Here is a 12,462-nt window from a genome sequence, read left to right on the forward strand (position 1 = left end):
GGGTGTTCCGTCGCGTATCAGCTACGCACCACCTGCGTCTCGGCGATGCGGGCGCCGGCGGGTTCCGGGGTGCGATCGGGTTCGGGCGCGGGCGGCGGGACGGGCGTGGTCGCGGGTTCCGCGATACCGGTGCCGGTATCGCGCGAGTCCGGCGCCGAGGCCATCCAGACCGGGTCCAGATTCGGCAGCCGGCCCTCGCGCCGGGCGCTCAGGTACCGGTCGCCCAGGACACAGAACACCACGATCAGCAGCAGACCCCAGCCGAAGGTGATGCGCAGGTATTCCAGGTTGCGCCCGATATCGGGCCAGCGGTCCGACAGCCATTTGTCGTAGGACAGGAACCCGAATATCGCCAGCCAGGCCGGCCAGTTGCGCAGCACGGAGTTGCGCAGCACCACCGACATCAGGAACGGGAACAGCATCATCGAGTAGTACATCTGGCCCAGCGAGGCCAGCAGCCACGACGCGGTGAGCAGGATGCCCGAGGCGGTGGTCACGAAGAACAGCTCGTCCTCGCGGTAGTACCGGTACAGGATCCACAGCGACACCAGCACCAGCACCGCCATCGAGAGCCGGATCCCCCAGGTGAGCCAGGGCGGCAGGCCGTAGTACTCGGCGTTACCGGGAATCGCGCTGTTGAAGTAGTCGCGCGTTTCGAACAGGTACGGCAGGGTCCGGGTGAAGAACCGTTCCGGATCCTTCGACAGCGGCCAGGCGGCCGCGGTGAGCAGGACGGGCACGGCGACCGCCGTGGTGACCACGTTCCACTGCTTACGGACCAGCGCGATCAATATCAGCGGGGCCAGTGTCGGTTTGACCGCGATACTCAGGCCCAGCACCACACCGGCCCACAGGTCTCTTCGTTGCAGTAGCAGGATCAGGAACAGCATCTCCGCGAGCAACAGGCAGCCGTTGACATTGGTGAACACCAGTGTGTTTATCACCGTCTCGGACATGAACATCGCCAGCAGCAGCACCGGGGCCGCGATCGAACGCAGCGTGTAGTTGAACAACCGCAGCAGCAGATACCAGGCGAGCAGGATCGCCACCGCGTTGAGCAGGATGAACAGCCAGCGCGACTTCTCGTAGTCGATCACCGCGATCGGAGCGATCAGCAGGGTCCCGCTGGGCGGGTACAGATAGTGCGGATCGACCGATTCGAAATTCGCCGTGTACACCTCGCGCCCGTTGAGGAAATCCAGCGAGGCCTGGTAGACGGGCTTGTAGTCGTCGGTCACGAAACCGTTGACAGCCTTGATGAACACCCGGTTCAGCACGGTCATGACCGCCAGCGGCCAGAGCGCGAACCGGATCACGTCGGCGGTGGTTCGAGCGGTGCGGGGCTCGAGCTGTCGAAGGAACACCACGGCACGGTACACCGGATGGTGCCGTGGTGTTGCCGGGACCCACCCTCGACGCGCCGGTCAGACGCCCCTCCGGGGCCGCCGTGACCGCCGCGCGGCCGGCCCGGATCACGCCGGGCAGGCGGTCCCGTCACCGGGCAGCCGGCCGTCGGCGAAGTAGTCGACGAGTGCGGTCTGGGCGCAACCGGAATGGGTGCTGACCGGATGTCCCCACCCCTGCCAGGTCATGGTCGCCGTCCGCGCACCGGCTTTGCCCAGAGCGCCGGTGACCGAGGCCTGGGCGGCCCCCGTGACCGGGTCTCCGGCGCCGGTCAGCACCAGAACGGGCAGTTCCAGTTTCTCCAGCGCGGGCGGCGCCTCGGTCACCGGCCACGCCGAGCAGACCAGCATGGACAGGGCGGCGGCCCGGCCGAACGCGGGATATTTCTGCGCCCAGATACCGGTGAGGTCGGTGACCTGCGGTCCGGGCGGCGGCTGCGGTGCGTCGGTGCAGCCGTTGACGAACTGCCCGTCGCCGGCGGTGGCCGTCTCCTGCGCGTCGGCGAGCGCCTTCAACCGGCCCGTATCGCCGCGCCCGGCCGCGGCGAGGGCGTCGGACAGCTCGGCGATCCGGGTGGACTGATCGGCGCGCGGGCTGCCGAGGAACCCGGTGACGGCGGTACGGACGGCGTTTGCCGAGAGGTCGCCCAGCTGCCCGTCGGAGGCCTTCTGCATCAGCTGCGTCACGGCCGTGCGCGGATCCGGTCCGAGTGAACAGGCGGTGCCGGCGCACTGCTGGGCGAAGGCCGTCAGTGCGGCCTCCGCGCCCTGGACCGCGGTCTCACCGCGGGTGACCGCGTCCACGCCGACCGGGGCCGGGGCGTCCAGTGCCAGCCGGGCGAGCCGGTCGCCGTATTTGCGGGCGTATTCCATCGCGACCGCGGAGCCGCTGCCGGTGCCCAGCAGGGAGATGTGGTCGACGTCCCATTCCCGGCGCAGCTGCTCGATATCGTCGGCGGCGTGCGGGGCGTCGAAGGTGCCGTCGTAGGGCTGCAGGAAATCGCGGCACGCGATGGTGCCGTTGCGCGACAGATCCGCCATGGCGGTCACGGGGTTGCCCCCGGGGGCGAATTGGCCGTTGTCCTGGAGACCGGTGCGGATATCGGCGGGCAGGCAGTCGATCGCCTGGGAACTGCCGATACCGCGCCGATCCACCGCGACCAGCGGATGCGCGGTGAGCAGCGCACTCGCCGGTCCGGTGACCAGGCCCGCGAGGGTGGCGGTGGAGGAGCGGTCGACCCCGGAGGTCAGCACGACCGGGGGCGCGTCCGCCGGGGTCTGCGGCAGGCGCGCGCGCAGCGCGCCGGTCCGGAAGTTGCCGAGAACCGTACCGGCGGTGTCGATCGGCGTGGAGAAATCCGCGCATTCGAGAACCAGGCCCGCTGGTCCCGGACCCAGGCCCAGCGCGTCGAAGGTCTCCCGGGCGCATTCGCGCCAGGGCAGATCCTTTTTCGGTACCTGCGCCGCCGGGGGCGGCGGGACCTGGGCCGAGGTGGCGGAATCGCCTGGTACAGGCGGACGTTCGACGGCGACGTGCGGGCGGTCCGAGGGACCCGCGCCGCATCCGGCGATCATGATCAAGAGTGCCGAGGCCGGCACCACTGCCCGAGTCCAGCGCATGCGATACACCCTGCCAGGTCCGGATCGGCTTCGCCTGAGCGGGACGCCGTCGCGGGCCGCCGCCCGGGGCGCGGGCTCCTCGCCGCGGCCGGTGATCACGATTTCACCCAGCGGGTCAGCACCGTTCCGTCGGTGTCGAACAGCACGTGCGCGGGTGTCATCCGCCAGGCGAATTCCTCGTGCGATACCGAGATCCGCCGTGCCGCGCCACCGGTGAGCAGCGGCGCGGTGGTCAGGCACAACTCGTCGACCAGCCCCGCGCCGGCCAGCGACCCGAACAGCTGCGGTCCGCCCTCGCACAGTATCCGGCGCAGTCCGCGGCGGGCCAGGGCCTCCGGAACGGCCCGCGGGTCGATCACGGTCTCGCCCACTTCGATCACCTCCGCGCCGGCGGCGGCGAGGGCTTCCCGGCGTTCGGCGGGCGCCGCCGCGGTGGTCAGGACGAGGGTGGGTGTGCGTGCGGTGGTGAGCACCCGATGACCCGGGTCCACCGCGGCCGTGGCGGTCACGATCGCGATCGGAGGCGGCGTGCCGTCGGGGTGGCCGCCGATTCCGCGCTCCGACAGCGCGCGGCGGCGCGCCGGATCGGTCTGCGCGCCGCCGTAGTTCTCCGCGCGTACGGTGCCCGCGCCGACCAGCACCACATCGGCGAGATCGCGCAGCAGATGGAAGACCTGTTTGTCCGCCGGCGACCCCAGCGCCTCGGTGACACCCCCGGACCCGGTGGCCGCGCCGTCGATGGTGGATACGAAATTCACCCGTAGCCAACCGGCTTCCCGGCCGGTGGGATAGGCGTACAGGGCGGCGAGGGCGTCGGGATCGAGGTCTGTGAGCTGGATCGCATCGGGGCTACGCTGCATAACAGAAGCTCATATCACGTCATTAGGCTGCTTCCATGCCAGATCGCCTCGTCGACCGCCGCCCGGAGGTCCCCGCCGACCAGTTGGTCGCCCAGATGGTGCCCCCGCCCATGTTCGACGAGGTCGGCTTCGACACCTACATCCCCGACCCCAACGAGCCCAGCCAGGCCGCGGCGGTCGGCTCCGCCCGCACCTTCGCCGAGAAGGTCGCGGCCATCCACAAGGCGACGCACAAGAAGTCGTTCTTCGGCAAGAAGAAACCCACCCAGGGCGCGGGCCTGTACCTCGACGGCGGGTTCGGCGTCGGCAAGACCCACCTGCTCGCCTCGATCTTCCACGGAGCGCCCGCGCCGAAATCCTTCGGCACCTTCGGGGAGCTCACCAACCTGGTCGGGGCGCTGGGCTTCGCCAACGCCGTCGAGCGGCTGTCGGCCAACAGCGTGCTGTGCATCGACGAGTTCGAGCTCGACGATCCCGGTGACACCATGCTGGTCTCCCGGTTGCTGACCGAACTGTCCGCCCACGGCGTCTCCGTCGCGGCCACTTCCAACACCCTGCCCGGACAGCTCGGGGAGGGCCGGTTCGCCGCCCAGGACTTCCTGCGCGAGATCAAGAAACTCGGCTCGATCTTCGACACCGTGCGCGTCGACGGCCCGGACTACCGGCACCGCGATCTGCCTCCGGCGCCGGAACCCAGCAGTCCCGAACAGCTCACCGAACGCGCGGCGGCGACCCCCGGCGCGACCCTGGACCATTTCGACGCCCTGCTCACGCATCTGGCCACGCTGCATCCATCGAAATACGGTTCCCTCATCGACGGGGTCCGCGCGGTGTTCGTCTCCGATGTGCACCCCGTCACCGACCAGGCCGTCGCGCTGCGCCTGGTCGTCCTGGCCGACCGCCTCTACGACGCCGGGACCCCGGTCACCGTATCGGGCGCCAAACTCGACGAGATCTTCTCGCGGGAGATGCTCGACGGTGGCTACCGCAAGAAGTACCTGCGCGCCATCTCCCGCCTGCTGGCGCTGTCGCGGTTCGAGGTTCCGGCATGAGGAGTGCCCGGTGGTAGCCACCGTCGCGCCGCGGCGCGCTTTCCGGGTTGACCGGGCGGGCGCGGATTGGTTTGCTGGACCGGGCACGCCACGGTCGCGGTGCCGTCGAACACCGAGGGGAGTCCGGTCATGATCCATCGTTCGGCGCGCGTTCCCGCCGCGGTCCTCACCGGGGTGCTGGTGGCGCTCGGTCCTGTCACCGCGGCCGCACCCGCCGCGCCACCGGCCGCCACGGACGCACCGGCGGTCGACCGGTCCCTGCATCTCACCGGGGCGCCCAATGCCCGCGACGTCGGCGGCTATCGCACCGTCGACGGGCGCACCGTCCGTACCGGTGTCGTCTACCGCACCGATCAGCTGATGAATCTCACCCCCGCGGATCTGGACGAACTGAACCGGCGCGGCGTCCGCGTGGTCGACGATCTGCGGACCGTGTACGAGCGCGCGCTCGGCCCCGACCGCCTGCCGGCCGGCGCCCGCGCCAACTGGTACGACGTGATCGGCGCGGCCCCGCTGCCGGAACTGATGTCCACCCTCGCCGGCGGTACCGACCTGTACCGCGCGTTCATCACCGCGCCCGGCGCCGACCGCGCGGTGGCCGCGGTGCTGCGCGATATCGCCACGATTCCCGACGGCCAGGCGGTGGTCTTCCACTGCACGGCGGGTAAGGACCGCACGGGCTGGGTCGCGGCGGTGCTGCTCACCCTCCTGGGCGTCGATCGCGACACCGTCACCGAGGACTATCTGCTGTCCAACCACTATCGCGCCGCCGCCCCCGGTGATCCGATGGCCGGTGTGCAGCGCGAATGGCTGGACGGTGCGTTCGATCAGGTGACGGCGAGCTACGGCACCTTCGACCGCTACGTGAGCGAGGGGCTGGGCCTGAGCGCCGACGAGGTGCAGACCCTGCGCCAGCGGATGCTGGGCTGATCCCCGCCGCCGGGCCGATCCGCCGGAGTCAGAACGCCAGGCGCATCACGTAGTCGTGGTGCACTTGGCGGCCGACGGTGAAGGTCCGCGTGCCCACCTGTTCGAGGCCGAATTTCGCGTAGAAGCGCTGCGCGCGCACGTTCTCCTGGTTGACGCCCAGCCAGATCCCGGCGTAGCCCGCGCCCTGGGCCCGTTCCAGGGCGGCCTGCATGAGCGCGTTGGCCACACCCGTTCCGTGGTGGCCGGGGAGCACGTACATCTTGCTGATCTCGAGTACCGGGTCCAGCGCGACCGCGGCGGCGATCGCCGGATCGCCGGGTGTATCCCCGTGCAGGATCGCATAGCCCACGATCTCGCCGTCGGCGACGGCCTTGAGCACCGTCCGGGACGGATCGGACAGATACTCGCCGAACCGTTCCCCGGACAGGACGTCCGCCAGGAACACCTCGATATCGTCGAGATCGGCGTCCGGTGGGCAGGCCAGCGGAAATGTGGCCGCGGCGACATCGCTGAGCGCCTCGGCGTCCCACAGCCCGGCCCGGTCCACGGTGACAGTGGTCATAGCACCAATGAGACCACAGCGGCCCGCACGGCAGTGCCGCAGATGCGCCATCGCCCGGTGATGTCCGCAGGTCGGGCCACCGCCGCGGTGGTGTCCGCGCCGAACCCGCGGGCCGCTACCGGGTTTCACCCGACCTGCGCCGATGCAGTCGAGAAGGGCTCCGGCTTTGCCTCCGGACGCATCCGACGTAATCTCTCGCCCATGAGGAGCGGGAACCGCATCGCAATCGTCGGTGCGGGTATCGCGGGTCTTGTCTGCGCGAAGGTCCTGACTGAGGATGGGTTCGCGGTCGAGGTGTTCGATCGTGCCCCCGATATCGGCGGCGTGTGGAGCGAGACCCGCCGTTACCCGGGCTTACGGGCGCAGAGCAGCAAGAACACCTACCACTTCTCCGACCATCCGATGCCGGCCGACTACCCCCGGGTGCTCGACGGTGCGCGGATGCAGGAGTATCTGGCGAGCTATGTGCGCGCCTTCGGCCTGACCGACAAGCTCCGGCTGCGTACCGAAGTGGTGGCGGCCGATCCGGTCGAGGGCGGCTGGCTGCTGGAGATCCGCGATATCGACGGCGTGCACCGGACATCCTGCGATCACCTGGTGATCGCCAACGGCGTCTTCAGCGACCCCGAGGTCCCGGAGTTCGCCGGCGCCGCCGAATTCGCGCGCGCCGGTGGCCAGCTGGGTCATTCGACCCAGTTCCTGGACGTCGAGGCGGTGCGGGACCGGTCGGTCGTGGTGGTCGGGTACGGTGTCGCGGCCTGTGATCTGGCCACCGAGATCAGCCGGGTGGCCGCGGGGACCACCGTGGTGGCCCGGCGGCTGATGTGGAAGATGCCGCGCCGGCCGGCGGCCGGTCTCGATGCCGAGCGGCTGCTGCTCACCCGGACCGGCGCCGCCCATTTCCGCCATCCCGAACCCGGCCGGTTCGAACGGCTGCTGAACGGGCCCGGACGCTCCTTCCGGGACAGCAATCTGGATCTCGTCGAGGCACTGGTCGCCGAACGGTCCGGGGCGGCGGAGCTGGGCCTGGTGCCCGGCAGCCGGTTCGAGCAGGCGCCCGAGGCCGCGTTCGGCCTGGCCACCGACGGTTTCGCCCAGCAGGTGCGCGACGGTCGCATCACCGTCCGGGGGCAGACCCGGGTGGCCGGCCTGGGCGGCGACGCCTCCGGGCCGTACGCCGAACTCTCCGACGGGCAGCGGGTGCGCGCGGATATCGTCGTCTGCGCCACCGGTTTCCAGCAACGGGTGCCGTTCCTGACACCGTATGTGCAGCGGCAACTCACCGACGACCACGGCAATTTCCGGCTGTACCGGCAGATCCTGCCGTTGGACGTACCGCATCTGACCTTCGCCGGATACAACTCGTCGCTGCTCAGCGCGGTCGGCGCGGAGGTCGGGGCGCACTGGACCGCCGCGCTGCTCACCGGCGCGCTGACCCTGCCGCCCGACGAGACGATGACCGAGCGCATCGACGCCCGGCTGCGCTGGCTCGACGAACACACCGGCGGCCATCACGCGCACGGGTGCGCGGTGACCCCGTACGCCATCCGTGAGATCGACGAACTGCTGGCCGACCTCGGGGTCCGGCTGTCCGCCGGCGCCCGGGCCGCGCAATGGGTGCGGCCGGTGCGGCCGGGCGACTACAAGGTGCTGTCCCGCCGCAAACGGGGTCCGGTCGGTCCCGCCTACCGGCGGGCCGCCGCCCCCGCGAAAACCGCGGAGGCGAACACCCCCGAGACCGCGCAGCCCGCGCCGGCGGGGGAGCAGCGGCCGGCGGTCGAGGTGCCCGCGGATTCGCCCACGGTGCAGATACCGGGTGCGATCGCCGCGAATGCCGCCGTGCAGACCAAGATCCTGCCCGCCCCCGGCGCCACTGCCGAGACCCGCCCGGTGGAACAGGCACCACGTCCCGCCGGGCCGCCCGCGCAGCCCATCCGGCCGCCGGCGCCACCGGCCGCTCCGCCGGCCCCCCACGCGGCCACACCACCCGCTCCCGCGAGCGCGGGCCGCGCGGCCGCGGAATCGGCCGCCGCCGCCGCGGAGGCCGCCCGCCGGGCCGCGGCCGAGCAGCGGGCCGCCGGTATCGCCGCGCGGTCCAACAGCCCGACCGTGCGTATCGATATGCGTTCGGGAGTGCCGGAGATGCCGCCGACCGAACCGCTCCCGGAAGCCGGACCGTCCGCGAGCCCCGAGCCGGGCACCGCACCGGCCGGGAACGGGCCCGCCGCGCAGGGGGAACAAAAGCCCGCCCCGGGCACCCCGGTGAACGATCCGGGCGCGGTCACCGAACCGGAACTGTCGGCGGCGCCTTCCGGCGCCGTCACGGAGCCCGCGGAATCGCCGGACGGTACCGCCGAAGAAGCTCCGGGTAGCTCGGACACCTCGGGTCGTGCCGAAACGGCTGTCGATACAGCGGACTCCACGGACGACCCGAACCGGGTACCGGCCGAGCCGTCCTCCCGGAACGGGACGAACGGGACACCGGACCCCGCCGGGAATGCCGACCCCGCGCCGGCCGGCACACCCGATCCCGCGTCGTCGTCACCGTCGAGCGCTTCGGGAGCCGAATCTTCGGCAGCCGAGTCCATCACGGCGCCTACGCCGGAATCCCAGAGCTCGCCGGGGTCCGCCACGGAACGGTCCGCCGACTCCGCGGGGGACTCCGATTCCGGATCCGCGCAGGACGCCGAGGGACAGGGCACCGGCACGGCACGGCCGGATACCGGCGCGGACGCGGCGTCCGAGGAGTCGGCCGAGACCACCGGCGCCGCCCGGCGAACCTGATTCCGGCGTGCCGGATCTGGACCTGAACCTGCTGGTCGCCCTGCACGCGTTACTGGAGACCAACAGCGTCACCCTCGCCGCCGAACGGCTCAACACCTCGCCGCCCGCCATGAGCCGCACCCTGGGCCGGCTGCGGCGCGTGTACGACGATCCGCTGCTGGTTCGCGCCGGTCGGCAGCTGGTGCCCACGCCGCGCGCTCTCGAACTCCGATTCGAGGTGGGCGCGCTGGTCGAGCAGGGGCGGGCGCTGCTGGCGAAACCCGACACCGTCGACCCGACCGCCCTGGTGCGCGGTTTCGCCCTGCAGGTGGACGACGCGGTGCTACCCGAACTCGCGGCCCGGCTGCTCGCCGAGGTCCGCACCCGGGCCCCCGGGGTGACCCTGCGCTTCGTTCCGCCCGATCCGGCCGGTTCGGTGAGCGGGCTGCGGGACGGACGCGTGGACGTCGAGGTGGGTGTGATCGCGCGCGCGGACCCGCAGACCCGGGTGGAACGCGTTCGCGGCGACCGGCTCCTCGGCGTGGCCGCCCCGGGCCATCCGCTGGTCACCGAGCGCGTCACCGTCGCCGCCTACGCCGCCGCCGCGCATATCAGCGTCTCGGCGCGCGGGATCGCCCGCGGGCCCATCGACGACCGGCTCGCCCTGCACGGCCGGACCCGGCGGGTGGTGGCCACCGTCCCGGACCTCACCACGGCGTTGCTCGCGGCGCGGTCCGGGGAGGTCGTATGCCCGGCGCCGGCGGTCGTCGCAAAGACGACGCTGCCCGCGCTCGGCCTGTGTTCGTTCGAGATCCCGCTGCCGCTGCCGGAGGTGACCATTTCGCTGGCCTGGCATCCCCGCAATACGCCCGATCCGGGTCATGCCTGGCTGCGCACACTCCTGCGGGGCGCGCTCGCGGTGCCGGATCCGGTGACCGGGACAGTCGGCGGCGAGAAGGTTCGGCGGGTCCCACTTGGGTAACTGCTGGGCAGATTCCTGGCGGTGACCGGTGTCTGTGGCGCACCCTGGAATGTGTCGGTCGGTGCCGGGGCCGACATGGTGTACGGGTTAGATGGGTGGTCGCATGCAGACGAAGCGGCGGGCTGAAATACGGTGTGGGCGCCGGACGATGCTGTCCGATCTGGGGATTTCCGATGCTCCGGTGACCACGGATCCGGTCGAGGAGGAAGCCACCCCCGGCTACGGTTGCCGCTGTACCCGCTGTGTCGATTCGCAGTGGAACGCACAGCGACTGAAGTACTGGCTGGCGAGCCGGCTGCTCGCCTTCGGGGCGGACGAGGCCGTCGTGGATCACCGCGTGGGCCCGATGACCGTGGACGTCTGGTGGCGGCGCGGCGGTGAACAATTCGCCATCGAGGTGCGCACCGGCCCACTGACCCAGCAACTCGCGCAAGACCATACCGATCGGCTGAAAGCGCTGGGCTGTTCCACGGTGCTGTGGTTGTGCGCACCGGGTTTCTGGGTGTCCCAGTTGCCGGCGCTCGGTATCGCGGATCTGTCGCCCGAGTCGTGTGAGTACCGGGCGGTGCACGGGATATTGGAACAGGGGCCGACCGGGCTGGTGGTGCCGGACGAGCGCCCCTACGAGCTGCGGGAATTCCTGCGGCAGTGGGTTGCGGGTGAGGTCGCGTGGGGTTATCGCGACCATTTCAGGAAGGGATGGGCAGCGGTGACCGACTGGGAGAAGCACACCCGGACCCAGGCGCTGATGCTCGAACAGCAGCGCCAGGAGTTGATGCAGCAGCGGACCGCGCTGGCGGTGGCCCGGCAATCGGTGCGGGAGAAGAAACGCCAGCTCGCCAAGGCGCATGCGCGGGTGGAGCGCACCGCGCAGCGGGCGCGGGAGCAGGCGGAGTCGGTGGCCGAGGTGGGCCGCCGGATCGCGGATCAGGAGCGGGTGCACCGCGCGTTGGAGGACACCATCCGCCGGTTGCACAAGACGATCGACAATTGGCAGGTGATCACGGTTTTCGTCATGCTGCTGCTGGCCACGTTCATCGCCGCCACCATGTTCGTCAAACCCTGATCGCGGGGCCGGCCGCCGTCAGGAGGCGGCGGTCAGCCGGAACGGCGCACGGTCCCAGCGCCATTCGTTGCGGACCGTGAGCGCGATCAGGTCGAGCAGGTCGAGCCCGGTGTCGTCGCGCAGGCTCCGGATGTCCGGGCGCCGGACCGGGCCTTTGGCGAGCAGTGTGGTCAGCCGTGTCTCGATCGCGGCGGGGACCGGGTGCGCGGCGAGTTCCCGTTCCCCGACGGCGCTGCCGGTCCACAGCAGCCAGCCCCACCCGTTCTCGTGTGCCCAGGCCCGCGCGGCGGCCGATTTCGCCCGGTTGACGTGGAAACCGAGATGTCCCAGCGGCTGCACATCGATCAATACCCGGCGGCCGTCGCCCAGTTCGGCGACCAGGGTGGGGAAATGCAGGCGTTCCTCACCGTCGACCCGATAGCCGACGGCGTCGGGATATTCCTGGAAGGTGTGAATCCGGTCGTCGGTGTCGAGCAGCCGCATCAGCCGCGCCTCGAGCCCGGAATCGAAGCCGATATCGCGGCCGGGCTTGTGCAGATAGAACCGGCCGCGGCCGTCGTCGTCGAGGTCGAAGGCCCGGGCCGCGACCGTGGGAATCGGCGCCGCCGTCCCGGCTCCCGGCCAGTCGATCTTGTGCGGCCACGGGGCCGGCGGCCCGGCCGGTGTGTCCTCGCGCAACCGGGACAGCAGATGGTTGGTCTTCTTGCGCCATGCCACCACCCGCTGGGTGACGAAACCCGCCACCCGTTTGGCATCGGCCGCGGAATGCCCCGCCAGCCGCAATTTCAAGTACGAAAGGTCGTTGACCGCGAGATCGGTATCGGTGGCGTAGGTTTCGGCCAGCAGCGCGCGGGTGAGCACCGTATCCCGGGTGCCGACGGCGTAGCGCCGGGCGAACTCCGGCACCGGCAACCGCCCCGCCTGCGCGGTATGCCGCAGGAGTTCGCCCACCGCCTTGGTATGCAGCTGACGGGCCCGGTCGCGGGAGAAATCCCAGCGCGCGCCGATCCGGGTGAGGGTTTCGGGCCGGTCACCGGAGACTCCCAGCCGCAGCCGGAGAATCGTCGCGGCCCGTTCCCGGTCCACGGCGTAGTCGTCGATCAGCTCCGCCAGCACCTGCGCGCAATCCTCGGGACCGAACGACAGATGGTCGCGCAGATCGTCGGGGAAGGAATCGGCGGACGGCTCGTCGTACGCGGTGTCACGCGCTGGCTCCGTCTGCAC

The 12,462-nt window shown here is 71.0% G+C and carries 10 protein-coding genes; 5 read left to right on the forward strand and 5 right to left on the reverse strand.

Annotation, left to right across the window (positions count from 1 at the left end; genetic code table 11):
* Window positions 1-17: 17 nt before the first annotated feature.
* The 3 genes from ACZ6SF_RS01165 to ACZ6SF_RS01175 all read right to left on the reverse strand — a co-directional run bounded on the left by ACZ6SF_RS01165 (window position 18) and on the right by ACZ6SF_RS01175 (window position 3,883).
* The gene (locus ACZ6SF_RS01165) at window positions 18-1,364 is read right to left on the reverse strand and encodes a glycosyltransferase family 87 protein (protein WP_466059608.1); all 1,347 of its coding nucleotides are present in this window, start codon (window positions 1,362-1,364) and stop codon (window positions 18-20) included.
* Between the two features lie 108 nt (window positions 1,365-1,472).
* On the reverse strand, window positions 1,473-3,023 hold the full coding sequence (locus ACZ6SF_RS01170; RefSeq protein ID WP_466059610.1) for an alpha/beta hydrolase: 1,551 nt from the start codon (window positions 3,021-3,023) through the stop codon (window positions 1,473-1,475).
* A gap of 95 nt (window positions 3,024-3,118) precedes the next feature.
* Window positions 3,119-3,883, reverse strand: coding sequence for a pyrimidine reductase family protein (locus ACZ6SF_RS01175; RefSeq protein ID WP_466059612.1), 765 nt, complete (start codon window positions 3,881-3,883; stop codon window positions 3,119-3,121).
* A gap of 35 nt (window positions 3,884-3,918) precedes the next feature.
* Between ACZ6SF_RS01175 and zapE the strand changes: the two genes are divergently transcribed.
* The gene (zapE, locus tag ACZ6SF_RS01180) at window positions 3,919-4,935 is read left to right on the forward strand and encodes a cell division protein ZapE (RefSeq protein ID WP_466059614.1); all 1,017 of its coding nucleotides are present in this window, start codon (window positions 3,919-3,921) and stop codon (window positions 4,933-4,935) included.
* 129 nt (window positions 4,936-5,064) lie between these two features.
* The gene (locus ACZ6SF_RS01185) at window positions 5,065-5,865 is read left to right on the forward strand and encodes a tyrosine-protein phosphatase (protein WP_466059616.1); all 801 of its coding nucleotides are present in this window, start codon (window positions 5,065-5,067) and stop codon (window positions 5,863-5,865) included.
* Window positions 5,866-5,893: 28 nt separating this feature from the next.
* Here the strand turns inward: ACZ6SF_RS01185 and ACZ6SF_RS01190 are convergent, their stop codons facing one another.
* Window positions 5,894-6,427 carry a GNAT family N-acetyltransferase gene (locus ACZ6SF_RS01190; RefSeq protein WP_466059617.1) on the reverse strand — a complete coding sequence of 178 codons (534 nt, stop codon included), beginning with the start codon at window positions 6,425-6,427 and terminating at the stop codon, window positions 5,894-5,896.
* Window positions 6,428-6,628: 201 nt separating this feature from the next.
* On the opposite strand from ACZ6SF_RS01190, the gene ACZ6SF_RS01195 reads away from it, so the two are divergent.
* The 3 genes from ACZ6SF_RS01195 to ACZ6SF_RS01205 all read left to right on the forward strand — a co-directional run bounded on the left by ACZ6SF_RS01195 (window position 6,629) and on the right by ACZ6SF_RS01205 (window position 11,238).
* On the forward strand, window positions 6,629-9,211 hold the full coding sequence (locus tag ACZ6SF_RS01195; RefSeq protein ID WP_466059619.1) for a flavin-containing monooxygenase: 2,583 nt from the start codon (window positions 6,629-6,631) through the stop codon (window positions 9,209-9,211).
* Between the two features lie 7 nt (window positions 9,212-9,218).
* A complete protein-coding gene (locus ACZ6SF_RS01200; protein WP_466059621.1) occupies window positions 9,219-10,172 on the forward strand; it encodes a LysR family transcriptional regulator in 954 nt (317 codons plus the stop codon).
* A gap of 181 nt (window positions 10,173-10,353) precedes the next feature.
* Window positions 10,354-11,238 carry a hypothetical protein gene (locus ACZ6SF_RS01205; RefSeq protein ID WP_466059622.1) on the forward strand — a complete coding sequence of 295 codons (885 nt, stop codon included), beginning with the start codon at window positions 10,354-10,356 and terminating at the stop codon, window positions 11,236-11,238.
* A gap of 18 nt (window positions 11,239-11,256) precedes the next feature.
* On the opposite strand, the gene ACZ6SF_RS01210 is transcribed toward ACZ6SF_RS01205, so the two are convergent.
* Window positions 11,257-12,462 (reverse strand): hypothetical protein, encoded by a 1,206-nt coding sequence (locus ACZ6SF_RS01210; protein ID WP_466059624.1) that lies wholly within the window; start codon window positions 12,460-12,462, stop codon window positions 11,257-11,259.

The organism is Nocardia sp. NPDC049935 (assembly GCF_055586645.1).